19 protein-coding genes are annotated in these 18,819 nt (G+C 71.7%); 14 read left to right on the forward strand and 5 right to left on the reverse strand.

The window, feature by feature from the left end:
• Position 1 precedes the first annotated feature (1 nt).
• From KME80_RS08430 to KME80_RS08465, 8 genes are all read left to right on the forward strand, one after another.
• On the forward strand, positions 2-856 hold the full coding sequence (locus tag KME80_RS08430; protein WP_219502199.1) for a shikimate dehydrogenase: 855 nt from the start codon (positions 2-4) through the stop codon (positions 854-856).
• A gap of 232 nt (positions 857-1,088) precedes the next feature.
• Entirely contained in the window at positions 1,089-1,736 is a 648-nt protein-coding gene (infC, locus tag KME80_RS08435; RefSeq protein WP_246644322.1) for a translation initiation factor IF-3, read from the forward strand.
• A 125-nt stretch (positions 1,737-1,861) separates the two neighbouring features.
• Positions 1,862-2,056, forward strand: coding sequence for a 50S ribosomal protein L35 (rpmI, locus tag KME80_RS08440; protein ID WP_219502200.1), 195 nt, complete (start codon positions 1,862-1,864; stop codon positions 2,054-2,056).
• A 27-nt stretch (positions 2,057-2,083) separates the two neighbouring features.
• Positions 2,084-2,467 (forward strand): 50S ribosomal protein L20, encoded by a 384-nt coding sequence (gene rplT, locus KME80_RS08445; protein ID WP_049568547.1) that lies wholly within the window; start codon positions 2,084-2,086, stop codon positions 2,465-2,467.
• Positions 2,468-2,581: 114 nt separating this feature from the next.
• Positions 2,582-3,385: a TrmH family RNA methyltransferase gene (locus KME80_RS08450; RefSeq protein ID WP_219502201.1), complete on the forward strand. Its 804-nt coding sequence runs from the start codon at positions 2,582-2,584 to the stop codon at positions 3,383-3,385.
• 50 nt (positions 3,386-3,435) lie between these two features.
• Complete coding sequence (locus KME80_RS08455; RefSeq protein ID WP_308125661.1) at positions 3,436-4,521, forward strand: sensor histidine kinase; 1,086 nt, start codon at positions 3,436-3,438, stop codon at positions 4,519-4,521.
• Positions 4,522-4,641: 120 nt separating this feature from the next.
• Complete coding sequence (gene pheS, locus KME80_RS08460; RefSeq protein ID WP_246644347.1) at positions 4,642-5,682, forward strand: phenylalanine--tRNA ligase subunit alpha; 1,041 nt, start codon at positions 4,642-4,644, stop codon at positions 5,680-5,682.
• Positions 5,682-8,240 (forward strand): phenylalanine--tRNA ligase subunit beta, encoded by a 2,559-nt coding sequence (locus tag KME80_RS08465; RefSeq protein ID WP_219502203.1) that lies wholly within the window; start codon positions 5,682-5,684, stop codon positions 8,238-8,240. The genes pheS and KME80_RS08465 overlap by 1 nt, the downstream gene beginning before the upstream one ends.
• Positions 8,241-8,289: 49 nt before the next feature.
• Here the strand turns inward: KME80_RS08465 and KME80_RS08470 are convergent, their stop codons facing one another.
• Positions 8,290-8,841: a Uma2 family endonuclease gene (locus tag KME80_RS08470; RefSeq protein WP_219502204.1), complete on the reverse strand. Its 552-nt coding sequence runs from the start codon at positions 8,839-8,841 to the stop codon at positions 8,290-8,292.
• 3 nt (positions 8,842-8,844) lie between these two features.
• Complete coding sequence (locus KME80_RS08475) at positions 8,845-9,423, reverse strand: Uma2 family endonuclease (protein ID WP_219502284.1); 579 nt, start codon at positions 9,421-9,423, stop codon at positions 8,845-8,847.
• A gap of 107 nt (positions 9,424-9,530) precedes the next feature.
• Here KME80_RS08475 and KME80_RS08480 point away from each other — a divergent pair, with 107 nt between their 5' ends.
• Positions 9,531-9,764, forward strand: coding sequence for a hypothetical protein (locus tag KME80_RS08480; protein WP_219502205.1), 234 nt, complete (start codon positions 9,531-9,533; stop codon positions 9,762-9,764).
• 45 nt (positions 9,765-9,809) lie between these two features.
• Here the strand turns inward: KME80_RS08480 and KME80_RS08485 are convergent, their stop codons facing one another.
• Together KME80_RS08485 and KME80_RS08490 are read right to left on the reverse strand one after the other, a co-directional pair.
• A complete protein-coding gene (locus KME80_RS08485; RefSeq protein ID WP_219502206.1) occupies positions 9,810-10,937 on the reverse strand; it encodes a hypothetical protein in 1,128 nt (375 codons plus the stop codon).
• 69 nt (positions 10,938-11,006) lie between these two features.
• Positions 11,007-11,969: a glycoside hydrolase family protein gene (locus tag KME80_RS08490; RefSeq protein ID WP_219502208.1), complete on the reverse strand. Its 963-nt coding sequence runs from the start codon at positions 11,967-11,969 to the stop codon at positions 11,007-11,009.
• A 231-nt stretch (positions 11,970-12,200) separates the two neighbouring features.
• On the opposite strand from KME80_RS08490, the gene KME80_RS08495 reads away from it, so the two are divergent.
• From KME80_RS08495 to KME80_RS08515, 5 genes are read left to right on the forward strand one after another with little or no spacing between them, the layout of a single operon-like run.
• A complete protein-coding gene (locus tag KME80_RS08495; RefSeq protein WP_219502210.1) occupies positions 12,201-13,484 on the forward strand; it encodes an ROK family transcriptional regulator in 1,284 nt (427 codons plus the stop codon).
• Positions 13,481-14,281 carry an ABC transporter permease gene (locus KME80_RS08500; RefSeq protein ID WP_219502212.1) on the forward strand — a complete coding sequence of 267 codons (801 nt, stop codon included), beginning with the start codon at positions 13,481-13,483 and terminating at the stop codon, positions 14,279-14,281. Before KME80_RS08495 ends, KME80_RS08500 begins: the two co-directional genes overlap by 4 nt.
• Positions 14,278-15,048: an ABC transporter ATP-binding protein gene (locus KME80_RS08505; protein WP_219502214.1), complete on the forward strand. Its 771-nt coding sequence runs from the start codon at positions 14,278-14,280 to the stop codon at positions 15,046-15,048. Before KME80_RS08500 ends, KME80_RS08505 begins: the two co-directional genes overlap by 4 nt.
• A gap of 37 nt (positions 15,049-15,085) precedes the next feature.
• Complete coding sequence (locus KME80_RS08510) at positions 15,086-16,054, forward strand: aliphatic sulfonate ABC transporter substrate-binding protein (RefSeq protein ID WP_219502216.1); 969 nt, start codon at positions 15,086-15,088, stop codon at positions 16,052-16,054.
• A complete protein-coding gene (locus KME80_RS08515; RefSeq protein ID WP_219502218.1) occupies positions 16,051-17,520 on the forward strand; it encodes a sulfatase family protein in 1,470 nt (489 codons plus the stop codon). The genes KME80_RS08510 and KME80_RS08515 overlap by 4 nt, the downstream gene beginning before the upstream one ends.
• On the opposite strand, the gene KME80_RS08520 is transcribed toward KME80_RS08515, so the two are convergent.
• Positions 17,517-18,812 (reverse strand): MFS transporter, encoded by a 1,296-nt coding sequence (locus KME80_RS08520; RefSeq protein ID WP_308125662.1) that lies wholly within the window; start codon positions 18,810-18,812, stop codon positions 17,517-17,519. The genes KME80_RS08515 and KME80_RS08520 overlap by 4 nt on opposite strands.
• Between the last annotated feature and the right edge of the window lie 7 nt (positions 18,813-18,819).

Here is an 18,819-nt window from a genome sequence, read left to right on the forward strand (position 1 = left end):
GATGAGGGCCGCGGTCCTGGGCTCGCCCATCAGCCACTCGCTCTCGCCGTTCCTGCACCGGGCGGCGTACCGGGAGATGGGCCTGACCGGCTGGAGCTACAAGGCGTTCGAGTGCGATGAGGCGCGGCTGCCCGCGAAGCTGCGCGAGCTGCGCCCGGTGCGCGGCGAGCGCGCCGGTGACGCGAGCGCGTGGGCGGGGCTGTCGCTCACGATGCCGCTCAAGCGCGCCGTGCTGCCCCTGCTCGACACCGTCTCGGAGCTGGCCGTCGAGGTGGGCGGCGCCAACACCGTGGTGTTCTCCGATGGCGCCGCGCACGGCGACAACACCGACGTGTACGGGATCACCCAGGCGCTGGCGGAGGCCGGGGTGCCAGCGCCGCGCTCGGCCACCGTGCTCGGCGGCGGCGCCACGGCCGGGTCGGCGCTCGCGGCGCTGCGCGAGCTGGGGCTGTTCGCGGTGACGCTGATCGTGCGCGATCCGGCCCGGGCGGGGGAGACCGCGGCCGTGGCCGAACGGCTCGGAGTGACGCTCTCGGTGCGGACGTTCGACAAGCTCGACGCCGCGCTGGAGGCCGACCTGGTCGTCTCGACGCTGCCCGGCGGGGCCGCCGACGCCTACGCCGACCGGCTGGCGCGGGTGCCGGCGCTCTTCGACGTGGTCTACGCGCCCTGGCCGACCGTCGCGGCGGCGGCCGTGCGCGCGGCGGGCGGCACCGTGGTCGGCGGGTTCGCCATGCTGCTGCACCAGGCGGTGCGGCAGGTGGAGCTCATGACCGGCCGCACGGACGTGCCGGTGGACGCCATGCGCGCGGCCGGCGAGGCGGAGATCCTCAGGCGATCCAGCGAGCGGGCATGACCAGCGCGGATGACCAGCGGGGATGATTCGAGGAAGCTCCGTGGTTGTGGTAATGTAGCTCTCTGATCGGTCCGGCATGACTTGCTGGACGCGCAAGCGGAGGTCTCCCTCCCACCCGAGTCGCCGCGAGGTGGCCGGGTAAAGGATCACGCCGGACTACTCCGGGGAGCTTGAGGCCACGAAGCCGAAAAGCTCAGTGGCCCCGCATGCGCGACGTGCGGGGCTTTTCGCGTTGCGGCGAAGAGCTGCCCGGCACGACGAGCACGTAGGGATCGCAAACCTAGGAGGCCCCATCAGCACTGAGCCCCGCATCAACGAGCGTATCCGAGTTCCCGAGGTCCGCCTCGTGGGCCCGAACGGCGAGCAGGTGGGCATCGTGTCCATTCACGACGCCCTGAAGCTCGCCCAGGAAGCCGACCTGGACCTCGTCGAGGTCGCGGCGACGGCTCGACCGCCCGTGTGCAAGCTCATGGACTACGGCAAGTTCAAGTACGAGTCCGCGATGAAGGCGCGCGAAGCGCGCAAGAATCAGGCGCACACGATCATCAAGGAGATCAAGCTCCGGCCGAAGATCGACCCGCACGACTACGAGACCAAGAAGGGTCACGTGGTGCGGTTCCTCAAGGCGGGAGACAAGGTCAAAGTCACGATCATGTTCCGCGGCCGTGAGCAGTCCCGGCCGGAGCTCGGCTTCCGGCTGCTGCAGCGGCTCGCCGAGGACGTCCAGGAGCTCGGGTTCGTCGAGTCCCAGCCCAAGCAGGACGGCCGAAACATGATCATGGTGATCGGTCCGCACAAGAAGAAGGCCGAGGCCAAGGCCGAGAAGGCCGCCGCCAAGGCACAGCGTGGCAGCGAGGAGCCTTCCGTAGAGGAAGTGTGACCCGCGGTTCGGGTTTAGCCTTACTGGACACCCGAGCAGGCCACCCCGCCACACGAAGACGCCGCGACCGGGCCGGCCAGCACCGGCCCGGCCACCGGCACGACCGAATGAGGAGAGACGGCGACATGCCGAAGATGAAGACGCACAGCGGTGCGAAGAAGCGGTTCCGGCTCACCGGCACCGGCAAGGTCAAGCGCCGCCGCGCCAACCGCGCGCACTACAACGAGTGGAAGTCGTCCACGCTGACGCGCCGTCTCAAGAACGAGGTCGTCCTTTCCGACGCCGATTCCAAGAAGATCAAGAAGCTGCTCGCCAAGTAGCGCGAACTTTCCCCGGGGAGAAGAAACATGGCACGCGTGAAGCGGGCGCTCAACGCCAAGAAGAAGCGCAAGGTCGTCCTCGAGCGGGCGAGCGGTTACCGTGGCCAGCGGTCGCGGCTCTACCGCAAGGCCAAGGAGCAGATGCTCCACTCGATGACGTACGCCTACCGGGACCGCAAGGACCGTAAGGGCACGTTCCGTCGTCTCTGGATCCAGCGGATCAACGCCGCCGCCCGCCAGAACGGCATCACCTACAACCGCCTGATCCAGGGTCTGCGTCTGGCCAACATCGAGGTCGACCGCAAGATCCTCGCCGACCTCGCGGTGAACGACAGCCAGACCTTCGCCACGCTCGTCGAGGCCGCCAAGAAGGCGCTCCCGGCGAACGTGAACGCGCCGGCCGCGAGCTGAGCCGTACCGAGCTGAGCCAAGGGCCCGCCTGACGGTGGGCCCTTTGCCGTGCCCGGGACCGGTTCGCCCGAGCCGGTCGTCCGGGCCGACCGTTGTGAGAGCCAGGGGGATGAGATGGCCGGGACCGAGCTGACCAACCTGAGGTCGCCGCGCGTGAAGGCGGCCCGCAGGCTCACCAAGCGCGCCTTCCGCGAACAGGACCGCAAGTTCCTGGCCGAGGGCCCGCAGGCGGTGCGCGAGGCGCTCAAGCTCGACGGCGTGACGCTGGAGCTGTTCACCACCGCCGAGGCCGAACTGCGCCATCCCGAGCTCGTCACCCAGGCCACCCTCCAGGGCCTGCCGGTCCACCGGGCCAGCGGCGAGGTCATGGCCGAGCTGTCGCAGACCGTCACCCCGCAGGGGCTGCTGGCCGTCTGCCGCCACGTCCACGTGCCGCTCGGCGAGGCGCTGCCCGCCGAGCCGAAGCTGGTCGCCCTGCTCGCCCACGTACGCGACCCGGGCAACGCCGGCACCGTGATGCGGGCCGCCGACGCCGCCGGGGCCGACGCCGTGGTCTTCACCGACGCCTCCGTCGACCCGTACAACGGCAAGTGCGTGCGCGCCAGCGCCGGGAGCCTGTTCCACCTGCCGGTCGTCATCGGCGAGCCGGTGGCGGCGGCCGTGGCGCGGCTCAAGGAGCGCGGGCTGCGCGTGCTGGCGGCCGACGGCGCGGGCAAGCACACCCTCGACGACGTCGACCTGTCCGGGCCGGCCGCGTGGATCTTCGGCAACGAGGCGTGGGGGCTGCCCGACGACGTGCTCGCGCTCGCCGACGACGTGGTCCGGGTGCCCATCTACGGGCAGGCGGAAAGCCTCAACCTGGCGACCGCCGCGGCGGTCTGCCTTTACTCGTCCGCGAGGGCTCAGCGAGTGCCCTAGGCGGCGGGAAACCCGCTATTGTCGGCCTTGTAGGCGGAGGAGGCGAGGTCGTGCACGGCGCAGACACCGACGGGCGGGTGGTGGCCGCCGCGTGTTCGATCGCCATCGACGACCTGCCCGACGGGCTCATCGTGACCGACCGGTTCGGCCGTGTCCTCGCCGTCAACCGGGCCGCCGCCCGTCTCACCTCCGTGACGGCCGAGCGCGCCGTCGGCCGCGACATGAGCGAGGTCTTCCCCTTCCGCGACAACGACGGGCGCGAGTGGTGGAAGGCCCTCGACCCCGAGGGCGGCCTGCGCACCCGCAGCCGCGTCCCCGAGCGCCCGCTCCACCTGCCCGGCGGCCAGGAGCTGTACGTGGCGGCCAGGCTCGTGCGCGAGCCCGAGCGGTGCGGCGACGTCGAGCGCGTCACGATCACCCTGCGCGACGGCGGCGCCCGCGCCCGGCTGGAGCGCAGCCGCGCCGACCTGGTCTCCACCGTCGCCCACGAGCTGCGCTCCCCGCTGACGAGCGTCAAGGGCTTCACCGCCACGCTGCTCGCCAAGTGGACGCGCTTCACCGACGAGCAGAAGCGCGTCATGCTGGAGACCGTCAACAACGACGCCGACCGCGTCACCCGGCTCATCACCGAGCTGCTCGACGTCTCCCGCATCGAGTCGGGCCGGCTGGAGCTGCACCGCCAGGTCGTCGACCTGCCCGCGCGGGCGCGCCGGGTCATCGCCGGCCGGGTCGCCGCGGGCGAGCAGGAGGACCGCTTCCGCCTCGTCGTCGGCGACGACCTGCCCGAGATGTGGCTCGACCAGGACAAGGTTGACCAGATCCTGGCTAACCTGGTGGAAAACGGAGTGCGTCACGGGCGCGGAACTGTGACGATCGAGATCGAGTCCGTCGAATGGGGAGTGGCCGTGTCGGTGCGCGACGAGGGCGAGGGCGTCAAGCCCGAGCTGGCTCCGCGCGTCTTCAGGCAGTTCTGGCGCGGCGGCAACAGCCGCCGGCGGGGCGGCACCGGCCTGGGCCTGTTCATCGTCAAGGGCCTGGTCGAGGCGCACGGCGGCACCATCATCGTGCAGCGCGCCCCTGAGGGCGGCGCGGAGTTCCGATTTACCATGCCCACCGGCACTCCTGACTTCGCATAAACAGGACCGGTGGGCCGGGCCACTAGACTTTTCCCGCTCAAGCCCTGGATACGGAGCTCACTCTTGTCTGACTACGACCCCGTCGAGGTCACCCCGCTGCACGCCGACGAGGTGGCGCGCATGGAGGCCGGCGCCCTGGAGGCGATCAAGGCGGCCGACACGCTCGACGCACTCAAGCAGGCCAGGCTGGCGCACGCCGGCGACCGCTCGCCCATCGCCCTGGCCAACCGCGAGATCGGCGCCCTGCCTCCGGCCGCCCGCGCCGAGGCCGGCAAGCGCGTCGGCGCCGCCCGCAGGGCCATCGGCGAGGCGCTGGCCGCCCGCCAGGCCGAGCTGGAGGCCGAACGCGACGCCCGCGTGCTCGTCGAGGAGACCGTCGACGTCACCCTGCCCTGGGACCGGCGCCCGCGCGGCGCCCGCCACCCGCTGACCACGATGCAGGAGCGCATCGCCGACACCTTCGTCGCCATGGGCTACGAGGTCGTCGAAGGCCCCGAGCTCGAAGGCGAATGGTTCAACTTCGAGGCGCTCAACATCGCCAAGGACCACCCGGCCCGCTCCGAGCACGACACGTTCTTCGTCGGCTCCGCCGACTCGGGCATGGTGCTGCGCACCCAGACCTCGCCGCTGCAGATCCGCGCGCTGCTGGAGCGCGGCGTGCCCTGCTACGCGATCGCGCCCGGCAAGACGTTCCGCACCGACGAGCTCGACGCCACCCACACCCCGGTCTTCCACCAGACCGAGGGCCTGGCCGTCGACAAGGGCCTGACGATGGCCCACCTCAAGGGCACGCTCGACCGGTTCGCCGAGGTCATGTTCGGCGAGGGCATCACGACCCGGTTCCGGCCCAACTACTTCCCGTTCACCGAGCCGTCGGCCGAGCTGGACCTGAAGTGCTTCGTGTGCCGCGGCGCCTCCGCGGTGCCCGGCAACCCGCCCTGCCGCACCTGCAAGAGCGAGGGCTGGATCGAGTGGGGCGGCTGCGGCATGGTCAACCCGCGGGTGCTCGTCGCCTGCGGCGTCGACCCGTCGGTCTACTCCGGGTTCGCCTTCGGGATGGGCATCGAGCGGACGCTGATGTTCCGCCACAACGCCGAGGACATGCGCGACATGATCGAGGGAGACGTGCGCTTCACGCTCCCGTTCGGAATGGAGATCTGATGAGGGTCCCGCTTTCCTGGCTGCGGGAGTGTGTCGATCTCCCGGCGGCGGTCACCGCGCAAGAGGTGGCCGACCAGCTCACCGCGGCAGGGCTCAAGCTGGAGTCCATCACCTCGCACGGCCACGACGTCAAGAACGTCGTCGTCGGCGAGGTGCTGGAGATCGAGGAGCTGACCGGCTTCAAGAAGCCGATCCGCCACTGCAAGGTCGAGGTCGGCGAGGCCGCGCCCCGCGAGATCGTCTGCGGCGCCACCAACTTCGCCGCCGGCGACCGCGTCCCGGTCGTCCTGCCGGGCGGCGTGCTGCCCGGCGGGTTCGAGGTCGGCGCCCGCAAGACCTACGGCCGCATGTCCGAGGGCATGATCTGCTCCGAGCGCGAGCTGGGCCTGGGCGACGACCACGGCGGCATCATGGTGCTGCCCGAGGGCACGCCCATCGGCGCCGACGTGGTCGAGCTGCTCGGCCTGCGCGACGACGTGCTGGAGCTGGAGATCACCCCCGACATCGGCTACGCGCTGTCGATCCGGGGCGTGGCCCGCGAGGTCGCCACCGCCTTCGGCGTGCCGTTCCGCGACCCCGCCGCCGTCGAGCCGCCCGCCGAGACCGAGCAGTCCTGGCCGGCGTCCATCGCCGACGAGAACGCCTGCGACCGGTTCGTGCTGCGCCGCGTCACCGGCTTCGACCCGGCCGCGCAGAGCCCGCTGTGGATGCGCGTACGCCTCACCCGCGCCGGCATGCGGCCCGTGTCGCTCGCCGTCGACATCACCAACTACCTCATGCTGGAGCTCGGCCAGCCGCTGCACGCCTTCGACGGCGCCAAGCTCACCGGCCCCGTCGTGGTGCGCCGGGCGCGCGCGGGCGAGCGGCTGGAGACGCTCGACCACGTCGTACGCGACCTCGACCCCGACGACATCCTCATCACCGACGAGTCCGGGCCGATCTCGATGGCCGGCACCATGGGCGGCCTGCAGACCGAGATCTCCGAGGGCTCGACCGACATCGTCATCGAGGCCGCGCACTTCTCCGCGACCGGCATCTCCCGCGAGTCCCGCAGGCACAACCTCGTCTCCGAGGCGTCCAAGCGGTTCGAGCGGGGCGTCGACCGCGAGCTGCCGCTCGTCGCCTCCTGGAGGGCCGTGTCGCTGCTGGCCGAGCTCGGCGGCGCCACCGTCCAGCCGGGCGTCACGCACGCCGAGGTGGACGTGACGCCCGCCCGCATCGCCATCCCGGCGAGCCACCCCGGCGACATCGCGGGCCTGCCCTACTCCAAGGAGACCGTCGTCCACCGCCTGGAACAGGTCGGCTGCGTCGTCACCGACGGCGCCGACCCGGCGGTGCGCAGCGGCGGCGTCGACCCGACCGGCGTCGTCACCGGCGGCGAGCTGGCCGCCCGGCTGGCCGTCACCGGCGACGACATGATCACGGTGACGCCGCCGTCGTGGCGCCCCGACCTCACCGACCCCAACGACCTGGCCGAAGAGGTCATCCGGCTGGAGGGCTACGAGAAGCTGCCCTCCGTGCTGCCCAAGGCCCCGGCCGGCGCCGGGCTCACCGAAGGGCAGCGGCTGCGCAGGCGCGTCGGCCGGGCGCTCGCCGAGGCGGGCTACGTCGAGGTGCTGGCCTACCCGTTCATCAGCGCCGACGACTTCGACCGGCTCCAGCTGCCCGCCGACGACGCGCGCCGCCGGGCCATGCGGCTGTCCAACCCGCTGGCCGAGGACGAGCCGCTGATGCGCACCACGCTGCTGCCGGGGCTGCTCAAGGTCCTGGTCCGCAACGCCGGACGCGGCTTCGCCGACGTGGCGCTGTTCGAGACCGGCGCGGTCTACCGGCCGCGCGAGGGCGCCCCCTCGGTCGCGCCGGTGCTCGGCGTCGAACGCCGTCCCGCGGCCGACGAGCTCGCCTCCATCGAGGAGGCGCTGCCCGACCAGCCGATCCGGGTCGCGGCCGTGCTCGCCGGCGAGTTCGAGCGCTCCGGCTGGTGGGGCGCCGGCCGCCAGGCCTCCTGGGCCGACGCCGTCCAGGCCGCCCGCCTGATCGCGGGCGAGGCCGGGCTGGAGCTGTCGATCACCGCCGACCAGCACGAGCCGTGGCACCCGGGCCGCTGCGCCGCCCTCTACCTGGGCGACACGCTCATCGGCCACGCCGGCGAGCTGCACCCGCGCGTGGTCGAGGCCTACGGGCTGCCGCCGCGCACCGCCGCGCTGGAGCTGGAGCTGACCCGCCTGGAGGCGGCGCTGACCGGCCCCGTCGACGCCCCGGCCATCTCGTCCTACCCGATCGCCACCCAGGACGTGGCGCTCGTCGTCCCCGACTTCACCCCGGTCGCGGACGTCGAGGCCGCGCTGCGTGACGGGGCGGGCGAGCTGCTGGAGTCGGTGAGGCTGTTCGACGTCTACGCGGGCGAGCAGGTGGGCGAAGGCAACAAGTCGCTCGCCTACAGCCTGCGCTTCCGCGCCCCGGACCGCACGCTGACGGTGGAGGAGACGACGGCCGCCCGCGACGCCGCGGTCGCCCTCGCCGCCGACCGCGTCGGTGCCCACCTGCGCACCTCCTGACCCCGACCCCCAGGGCCGGTACGGACTCCCGTACCGGCCCTCGCCATGCCTAGAAGGTGTCGATCTCGGTGAGGTCGAGGTCGATGTCGAAGGGGACGGTGACCTTGAGGCGGTCGTGGTAGATGCCGGTGGGCACGTAGGAGCGGGTGGGCGGGTCGAGCTCGTGGACGTAGACGACGGGCCTGCCGGAGTCGCTTTCGACGCGCCAGAAGTGCGGGATGCCGGCTTCGGCGTAAAGGACGGGCTTGCGGTCGCGGTCGCGCGTCCTGGACTCGGGGGAGACCACCTCGACGACGAGCGTGACGTCCCGGGCGCGGTAGAAGGTCTGCTCCGGGCTGGTGTCCGCCTCGGCCCTGATGACGCACACGTCGGGCTCCGGCCGCTGGTCCCGGCCGAGGACGACGCTCATCTCCCGCCGCACCCGGAGGTCACGCGGGACACTGCGGCGCAGCGAGACGACCAGGAGGTCGGTCAGGCGGGTGCGGAGGGAGGTCCGGGGGCCCGCGGGCACCAGGTGGCCGTCGATCAGCTCCGTGTGCGCGGGCAGGCCGGGGAGGTGGTCGAGGTCGTCCGCCGTGAAGCCTCGCGGCTCGGTCGTCACGGGCTAGAAGGTGTCGATCTCGGTGAGGTCGAGGTCGATGTCGAAGGGGACGGTGACCTTGAGGCGGTCGTGGTAGATGCCGGTGGGCACGTAGGAGCGGGTGGGCGGGTTGAGCTCGTGGACGTAGACGACGGGCCTGCCGGAGTCGCTTTCGACGCGCCAGAAGTGGGGGATGCCGGCTTCGGCGTAGAGGGCCGGTTTGCGGGCGCGGTCGCGCTCCTCCGACTCGGGCGAGACCACCTCCGCCGCCAGCACCACGTCGGCGGCCTCGTAGAAGGTGGCGTCGGGGCGGATGACGGCCCGGGGGCCGAGGACGATGAGGTCCGGCTCGGGGCGCTGCCGGGGGCCGAGCTTCACGCTCATCTCGCGGCGGACCCGGTGCCCTTCGGGGGCCGCCGCGCGCAGCCCCACGGCCAGCAAGAACAGCGCCGAGGTGTGGAAGTCTCGCTGTGGGCTCACGAAGACCAAGCTTCCGTCAATCAACTCCGTGTGCGCAGGCAGATCCGGAATGTGATCGAGGTCTTCCGCCGTGAAGCCCTGCGGTGGCGGGAACACCCAGTCGGGTAGCGAAGGTGGCGTCATCGTCAGGCTCACCGCTTCGGCCGTCATGGTTCTTACCGTAGCAAGCTACTTCGATCACTGTAGGTGAACGAGTGCCGGGCTGACGAGTGGTGAGAGAATGCGGCTCTATGAGGCAGCTGCTCGTGTTCGGTGAGAGGGACGACGCCGAAGAGGTGGCCGAGACGCTGGGGGAGTGGTTCCCGGGGCTGGGGGTGCCGCGGGTGGTGCGGGAGACCCTGGCGGGGGAGGACGACGCCGAGGACGCCCAGTGGGTCGTGGTGCTCGACGGCGCCGACGGGGTGGATCCGGTGAAGGTCGACGAGCTGGTGGAGCGCTACGACGGGTGGCGCGAGGACGCGTAGGGCGCCGGAGCGGGCGTGCTCCGGCGCCCGGCGGGGCGGTGCGGGTCAGCCGATGGGCTCGAAGGGGTTCGGAGGCTGGGCGGTCCAGCGGTGGAGCTGGGCGTGGGCGGTCTGCTTGGTCACCCCGTCCTCGACGATCTTGCCGTCCTTGACGACGTAGAAGCGGCCGTCGTCCAGCGAGGCGAGGCCGTACTGGCCGCCCGACTCCCAGCCGCGGACGCCGCTCTGCGGGTCGTGCAGGCCCTTGGGGGCGAGGGGGAGGATGGCGCCCTGCTCCGGCTGCGGCTGGCCCTCGACGGGCCCGGTGACGGGCTTGGCCGAGGCGTCGACGGTGAAGAGCGAGTAGTTGGGGAAGCCCGGCTTGGCGCCCTTGTAGGCGGCCATGAGCCAGGTGCCGCTGTGGCCGTCGAACTCCAGGTTCTGCACTCCGTACCTGGTGTTGCCGGTGCGGACGAAGTACTTGCCGGCGGGGGCGTCGGGTCCGGCGGTGTGCGGGGCCGACTGGGTGAGGGGGCGCTCGTACTTGCGCCACTGGTTCACGTCGTACTGCAGCAGGACCTGGTGGTCGTTGTCGGCGCGGGTGGTGTTGGAGTAGACGCCGTAGGCGACGGTGAGCTTCTGCTTGCCGTGCCGCTTGCCGAACTCGGGCCCGAACGCGACGCCGTCGATGCCGCTGCAGCCGTAGCGGTGGTCGGGGGTGTCGGCCACGTTGCCGTCGAAGACGCCGTCGCCGTTCATGTCGGCGCTGTAGTCGGCCACGACCTCCTTGAGGTAGACGGTCTTGACCACGTCGGAGTTCTCGGCGTCCATGCCGAGGCTGGTGATGCGGTCGACGTCGAAGATCGCGATGTAGAACGCCTTGGCGTCCTTGTACTCCAGCGAGCCGTAGACGCGGCCGTCCTGCCGGTTGAGGTCGAGGTCGCCCAGGTGGCCGGTGAAGCCGGTCACCGAGCCGACGGGCTTGCCGGTCAGGTCGGTCTTGACGAGGAGGTTGGTGAACGAGAAATACATGAAGCCCTTCTTCTCGTCCACCGCGATCCCCTGGACGTGCCCCGCCTGCCAGGCCCCGCCGTACACCTCCGCCGGGAAGGACGGCCGGTCGGCCGCGTGGGCGGGGAGGGAGACGAGGGTGGAAGCCGTGAGGGCGGCGGCCAGGACGTGTGCGACCCGCATGTGTTGCCTTTCAGGATGTTCCTTGACGAACCCGGACAATAGGGCGCCGCAGAAGATCCTTACAGACTTCTAGACGGCCAGTCCATGTCCGCTGGTCAAACTCCTGGTGAGGCGGAGGTCGTGGGAGCCGTCGGCGCGGGTCAGCTCGTAGTAGAACCACCACTCGTCCCCGACGGCCAGCGCGTTCACGTAGCGGAGGGACCCGGTGGCGTACGGCGAGACCGACCAGGGGCCGCCGGGCGTGAGGCTGCGCCAGGAGCGCAGGTCGGCGGAGACGGCCAGGCCGCAGCGCTCCTCGTAGTTCTCCTCGTGGGAGGCCGAGCCGTCGTAGAAGCCGAGGAAGCCGCCCTCGACGGGCACGACGCTGTTGAGCCGGGCCTGGTAGCGGTCCCAGCCGCCGCCGACCGCCAGCGCCTCGCCCTCCCAGCGGAACTCCTCGCCGCCGTCGTGGGAGACGGCCAGGCCGGTGGGGTGGGTGGTGGCGCCGACCGCGTAGACGTCGCCGCTCGCGTGGGCGTCCGCGCGCGGCCCGGCGAACGGGGCGGCGTAGCTGGCGAACAGGTACGTCATCCCGCCCCAGGTCAGCGCGTACGGGTCCTTGACCCCCTCGGTGCCGGTGGACGCGGCCGTCAGGACCGGGCGGCGGGCGGCGAGGTCGAAGCGCGCGGGGTGGGCGGCGGTCAGGCCGTCGATCCGCCAGCGGTTGTCGGCGGGATCCACGTACGAGATCAGCAGCCGGTAGCCGCCGGACGCGGTGCGGGTCAGGCAGAAGCGTTCCATGGAGGGGGTGCCGAGCTCGTCCTTGCGCACCGACCACACGTCGGTGAAGCGCACGCCGTCGTCGGAGACGGCCACGGCGCAGCGCCAGCCGCGCTCGGCGTCGGCGCCCCGGGGGCGGCGCTGCCGGTAGGTGAGCCAGAACCGCTCGCCGTCGTGCAGCACGCCGGCGCTGCCGGCCCAGTAGCCGGGCTCGTCGCGTTCGGGCCGCAGGACGACGGTCGCGCCGGCGGGGTCGATCGGGGGGAGGGGCATGGGGCCTCGCAGGCGGGAACGGGCGGCCCGCGGAGGCCGCCGTGAGATTTGCTCAGGTTGCGAAATTAACCCGCCGTTCGTCACGCGCCGCAACCCTCGTTACGCGAACGTTACGGGCCGTACACGATCATCTACGGCGTCATTTCTGCTGGTGAAAGCCGAAATTCGGCCCGTAGACAGTTTTTTCCGGGTTATTGACCAAAAAGAGTGGCGGTCGGCAGACTCTGCCCTATGCCCGGTCCACTCTCACAGTTGCGCCGCGGGCACGAGGAGCTCGTCCTCGGCCTGTTGCGCCGGCACGGCCCGCTGAGCCGCGGCGAGCTCGGCAAGCACTGCGGCCTGTCCCGCACCACCCTGTACGACATCCTGGCCGAACTCGTGGCCAGCGGCGCGGTCGTCGCCGCCACCCAGCAGGAGGCGCCGCGCGGGCGCGGCAGGCCCGCCGAGACCCTCACCCTCAATCCCGACGCCGGCCAGGCCATCGGCATCGACTTCGCCCGGCGCGCCGTGCACGTCGCCGCCGTCAACGTGGCGCACGAGGTCGTCGGCTCGGCGAGCGAGCCGCATCCGGCCGGCCTGCCGTGGGAGGAGCGGGTGGAGCTCGCCGCCCGGCTGGTGCGCGGCCTGACCGGCGCCCACGGCGGCGGCGCGCTGCGGCTCGGCGCGCTCAGCGCGATCGGCGTCGGCGTCGTCGGCCCCGTGGGCGGCGGCCCGAGAACCGAGGACGGTCGCGGTGACGGTCGCGGTGACGGTCGCGGGGGGAGCGATCCCCGGGGGCACGAACGGCTCGCCGGGCTGCTGCGCGAGCGCTTCGGCGTGCCGGTGCTGGCCGACAACAACACCCGGCTGGCGGCGCTGGCCGAGTCCATCTGGGGCGCGGCCACCGGTGTCGAGGACGTGCTCTACCTGCGGCTGTCGCACGGTGTCGGCGGCGGGCTGGTGGTCGGCGGATCGCTGCACCGCGGCGCGTACGGGCTGTCGGGGGAGTTCGGCCACATCACGGTCGACCCGGCGGGCGCGCGCTGTGACTGCGGCGGGACCGGCTGCCTGGAGACCGTCGCGTCGATAAGGGCCGTGCTCGACGCCTACCGGGCGGCGGGCGGGCGCGCCGAGGACGTGCCGGAGCTGGTGAAGGCGGTGCGCGAGGGCGACGCCGTCGCGCTCGGCCTGCTGCGCGACGTCGGCTCGCGCGTCGGTGCGGTGCTCGCCGCGCTGTGCAACGCGATCGGCCCCAGCGTGGTCGTCGTCGGCGGCGAGCTGGCGGAGGCCGGGGCCGCGCTGCTGGACCCGGTCGGGGAGACGCTGGGCGCGCAGATCATGCCCGTCACCCGCGACCGGGTGAGCCTGCGCAGGGCCACGCTGGGCGAGGCCGCGGGCGCGCTCGGGGCGATCGCCCTGGTCCTGCATGAATCGCCCCTGCTGTCCCGCTACCCGGCGGACGGCGACGAGGCGGAGCGGCCTCCGGCGGCGCCGGAGCGAGCGGAGGAGACCATGAGCCCTGGGAGGCGGCGATGACCGCGATCTCCGCGCCGCAGCGCAAGACGGGCGGCGGGGCCGAGGGGCGCAGGCCGCGCCGCTCGATCGTGCTCAACCTGGTGGCCGTCGTCATCGGCCTGGCGGTCTGGACGCTGCTGGCGTCGGTCGGCGTGCAGGGCATGCCCGGCCCGGCCGAGGTCGCCGCCCGGGCGGTCGAGCTGGTCGCCGACGGCACGCTGGCGATGGACGCGCTGGCCAGCCTGCGCCGCGTGCTGCTCGGCTTCCTGCTGGGCACGCTGCTGGCCGTGCCGGTCGGGTTCCTGATGGGCTGGTACGCCACCGCGCGCGGCCTGCTGGAGCCGTACGTGCAGTTCTTCCGCACGATCCCGCCGCTGGCGATCATTCCGCTGGCCATCGTGCTCATGGGCATCGGCGAGGTGCCCAAGGTGTTCGTGATCTTCCTGGCGTCGTTCCTGTCGAGCGTCGTCGCGACGTTCCAGGGCGTGGTGGACGTGGACAAGACGCTGATCAACGCCGCCCGGGTGCTCGGCGCCTCGGACCGGACCATCTTCCTCAAGGTCGTGGTGCCGGCCTCCACGCCGTTCATCCTGGTCGGCATGCGGGTCGGGCTCGGCTCGGCGTGGGGCACGCTGGTGGCCGCCGAGCTGATCGCCGCGCAGGAGGGGCTCGGCTTCCGGATGCAGCAGGCCCAGCTCTACTACGACCTGTCCACGATCTTCGTCGGACTGATCGCCATCGGCGTGCTCGGCCTGCTGATGGACCGGCTGCTGCTCCTGGCCGAGCGACGACTCACCGACTGGCAGGAGCGCCGATGACCACCAAGATCTCCTTCAGGGACGTCGTCAAGACCTACCCGATGCGCGAGGGCACGTTCACCGCGCTCGACCACGTCAGCCTGGACATCGCCGACCAGGAGTTCGTCACCGTCGTCGGCCCGTCGGGGTGCGGCAAGAGCACGCTGATGAGCATGGCCGCCGGGCTCGTCGAGCCGTCGGCGGGCCAGGTGCTCGTGGACGGCGAGCCGGTCGCCGGCCCCGGCCCCGACCGCGGCGTGATCTTCCAGCAGTACGCGCTGTTCCCCTGGCTGACCGTGCGCAAGAACGTCGAGTTCGGGCTGAAGCTGGCCGACCTCCCTGCGGAGGAGCGCAGGCGCCGCGCCGAACGGGCCATCGAGCTCGTCGGCCTGTCGGACTTCGCCGACGCGCTGCCCAAGACGCTGTCCGGCGGCATGAAGCAGCGCTGCGCCATCGCCCGCGCCTACGCGGTCAACCCGAAGGTGCTGCTCATGGACGAGCCGTTCGGCGCCCTCGACGCGCTCACCCGGGTGCAGCTCCAGGACCAGCTCCTGCACACCTGGAGCCAGGACCAGCGCACGGTCATGTTCATCACCCACGACGTGGACGAGGCCGTCTACCTGGCCAGCCGGGTGATCGTCATGGCCGCCAGGCCCGGCCGGGTCCAGCGGATCATCGACGTCGGCCTGCCCTACCCGCGCACCGAGGAGATCCGCCTGTCGCCCGAGTTCGGCCGCGTCCGCAACGAGGTCTGGCACTCCGTCTACCACCAAGCTCCCGCGGCCTGATCGGCCGACGAAACCCCCCGGAAAGGACGTACCCGCCATGCGTGTGCTTCGCCGCGCCCTGACGGCCGCCACAGCGGTGATCATGATGTCGCTGTCCGTGTCCGCGTGCTCCGAGGACGGCTCCACCGTCCGCTTCGGCTACATCAGCGACTACAACGGCGCCAGCCTGCTGGCCATCGCCGACAAGCAGGGCCTGTGGGAGAAGCAGGGCCTGACGCCCGAGATCAAGGTGTTCACCAACGGCCCGCTGCAGATCCAGGCGCTCGGCGCGGGCGACCTCGACTTCGGCTACATCGGCCCGGGCGCCATGTGGCTGCCCGCGTCCGGCAAGGCCAAGGTCGTGGCGGTCAACACCCTCGCCTACGCCGACCGCGTCATCGCCCGGCCCGGCATCGCGAGCATCCAGGACCTGAAGGGCAAGAAGGTCGGCGTGCCCGAGGGCACCTCCGGCGACATGGTGCTCAACCTGGCCCTGCGGAAGGCCGGCATGACCGTCGAGGACATCGAGAAGGTGCCGATGGACCCGGCCACGGTCGTCTCCGCGTTCGCCGCCGGGCAGATCGACGGCGCCGGCATCTGGTACCCGCTGATCGACACGATCAAGGCCAAGGTGCCCGGCACGGTCGAGCTGGCCAGCACCAAGGAGTTCCCGGACAACTCGTTCCCGACCGCGTTCGTCGGCGGCAACGAGGTGGCGCCTGAGCTGACCGAGAAGGTGCTCAAGGTGCTGCAGGAGGCCAACGACTGGCGCGCCGCCCACCCGGACGAGGCGATCGCCGAGGCGGCGGCCCTGCTCAAGCTCGACAAGGCCAAGGTCGCGGCCGACGCGGCGAACGTGCAGACGATGTCGACCGCCGACCTGGTCGCCAAGACCCAGGACGGCAGCGTCGGCAAGTGGCTGAACAGCCTGAGCGAGTTCTTCGTCAGCACCGGCCAGCTCCCGTCGGCCCCCGACCCGGCCACCTACTACACCGGCGATCTCTACACGAAGGCCTACAGTAAGTGAACCTGCTGTTCCTGATGACCGACCAGCACCGCGTCGACACGCTGGGCTGCTACGGCAACCCGCACGTCGCCACGCCGAATCTCGACCGGCTGGCCGAGACCGGCACGCGGTTCGACCGGTTCTACACGCCCACGGCCATCTGCACCCCGGCGCGGGCCAGCCTGCTCACCGGGCAGGCGCCGTTCCGGCACCGGCTGCTGGCCAACTACGAGCGCAACGTCGGCTACCTGGAGGACCTGCGCGACGACGCCTTCACCTTCCCGGAGGCGCTGAAGGAGCGCGGCTACCGGCTCGGGCTGATCGGCAAGTGGCACGGCGGCACCCACCGCAACGCCGCCTCGTACGGCTTCGACGGCCCCGACCTGCCCGGCTGGCACAACCCCGTCGACCACCCCGACTACCTGGCGTACCTGAAGGAGCGTGACCTGCCGCCGTACCGGATCTCGGACCTGATCCGCGGCACCACGCCCAACGGCAACCCGGGCAACCTGCTGGCGGCGCGGCTGCACCAGCCGGTGGAGGCCACGTTCGAGCACTACCTGGCGACGCGGGCGATCGAGCACCTGGACCGTTACGCGGCCACCGGGGAGCCGTTCTTCCTGGCGACCCACTTCTTCGGGCCGCACCTGCCGTACCTGCTGCCGGACGAGTACTTCGACCTGTACGACCCGGCGCTGGTCGAGCTGCCGCCCTCGATCGCCGAGACGTTCGAGGGCAAGCCGCCGGTGCAGCGCAACTACAGCGAGCACTGGACATTCGACACGATCCCCATCGAGGTGACGCGCAAGCTGATCGCCGTCTACTGGGGGTACGTGACGCTCATCGACCAGCAGATCGGCCGCATCCTGGACAGGCTCGACGAGCTTGGTCTTTCCGACCGGACCGGGGTGTTCTTCACCGCGGACCACGGCGAGTTCACCGGGGCGCACCGGCTGCACGACAAGGGCCCGGCGATGTACGAGGACATCTACCGCATCCCCGGCATCATCCGCGTCCCGGGGGCGCAGCCGCAGGTCAGGGACGAGTTCGTCACGCTCACCGACTGCACGGCGACGATCCTCGACCTGGCCGGCTGCGACACCTCCCCGGCGGTCGACAGCCGCAGCCTGGTCCCGCTGGTGCGCGGCGAGCGGCCGGAGTGGGCCCCCGAGCTGATCGCCGAGTTCCACGGCCACCACTTCCCCTACCCGCAGCGGATGATCCGCGACGAGCGCTACAAGCTGGTGGTCAACCCCGAGTCCGTCAACGAGCTGTACGACCTCGCCGGCGACCCGCACGAGCTCAGCAACCGCTACGAGCACCCCGAGCTGCGGCCGGTCCGTCAGCGCCTCATACGCAGGCTGTACGACCTGCTCCGGGAGCGCGGCGACAACTTCTATCACTGGATGACGCCCATGTACGACATCGGCGCCTCGGACTACGACCCGAGCCTGAGCGCCTTCGAACCAGAGAACAGTCCGGTCTAGGCGGTCGTCGGCTCCTGGGCGCGGCGCGCCCGCTCCGCCAGCGCGTGCTCGTCGGTACGGGCGTCGTAGCGGCGGAAGGCGGGCAGCGCCGCGCTCAGCAGCGCGACCGCGCCCACGCACATCAGCCCGCCCAGGCCCAGCGACAGCCTCGGCCCGCCGAGCTGGCCCATCAGCGACGCCCTGGCGTTGCCCAGCATCGGCCCGGTCGAGTAGGACAGCAGCTCGATGCCCGCCAGCCGGCCGCGCATCTCGTTCGGGATCGTCTGGTTCCACATCGTCATCCGGAAGATGCCGCTGATCATGTCGGCGGCCCCGGCCAGGGCCAGGCAGGCGACCAGCGCCCAGAACTGCGGGATCGCGGCGGCCAGCGCCACCGCGACGCCCCACACCGACGCGGCCACGATCACGCCGAGCCCCTGCCGCTGCACCCGGGCCGCCCAGCCGCCGGTCACCGAGGCGATGAGGGAGCCGATCGCGCCCGCCGAGTAGAGCAGGCCGACGGCCGGCAGCGCTCCGTACTCCTCGGCCAGGCCGGGGAACAGCGCGGTGGACATGGCGAACACCATCGCCGCGATGTCCACCAGGTAGGTGCCGACCAGGTCCTTGCGGCTCGCCGCGTAGCGCAGCCCGTCGATCAGCGACCTGATCGAGGCGGGCTGGGCGTCCTCGGCCGGCGGGCGGGATCCGATCCGCCACAGCAGCGCCAGCGACAGCAGGAAGCTGACCGTGTCGAGCCCGTAGGCGAAGGCCGCACCCCATTCGGCCACCAGCCAGCCGCCCAGCGCGGGGGCGGCGATCGCGCCGAAGTTCCACCGCAGGCTCGTCAGCACCGCCGCGGCGCCGAGCTGCTCGTGCTTGACCACCTGCGGGATCAGCGACTCCATGCTGGGCCGCTGCAGGCACGAGATGGCCATCGCCAGCGCCCCGACCACGTACAGCACCCAGATCTGCGGCTCCGGCAGCATGGCGTTGACCATGAGCGCCGCCGCCGTCACGGCCAGCCCGACCTCGCTCAGCAGGATGATCCTGCGCCGGTCGAGGGAGTCGGCGATCGCGCCGCCCCACAGCCCGAACACGACCATGGGCACGAACTCGACCAGGCTCATCATCCCGACGGCCACGTACGAGCCGGTGAGCTGCCACATCTGGAACGGCAGCGCCACCATCGTGATGAACGTGCCGAACATCGTCACGACGCCGGAGGCCATCAGCAGCCGGAAGTCACGCGAGTCACGCAGCGGGCTCAGGTCCGGGGCGAGTCTGCTGAGCTGGGATATCACACGACGGCGCACGGGCGTC

The sequence above is a fragment of the Nonomuraea ceibae genome, assembly GCF_019396325.1.
Classification (GTDB): Bacteria; Actinomycetota; Actinomycetes; order Streptosporangiales; family Streptosporangiaceae; genus Nonomuraea; species Nonomuraea ceibae.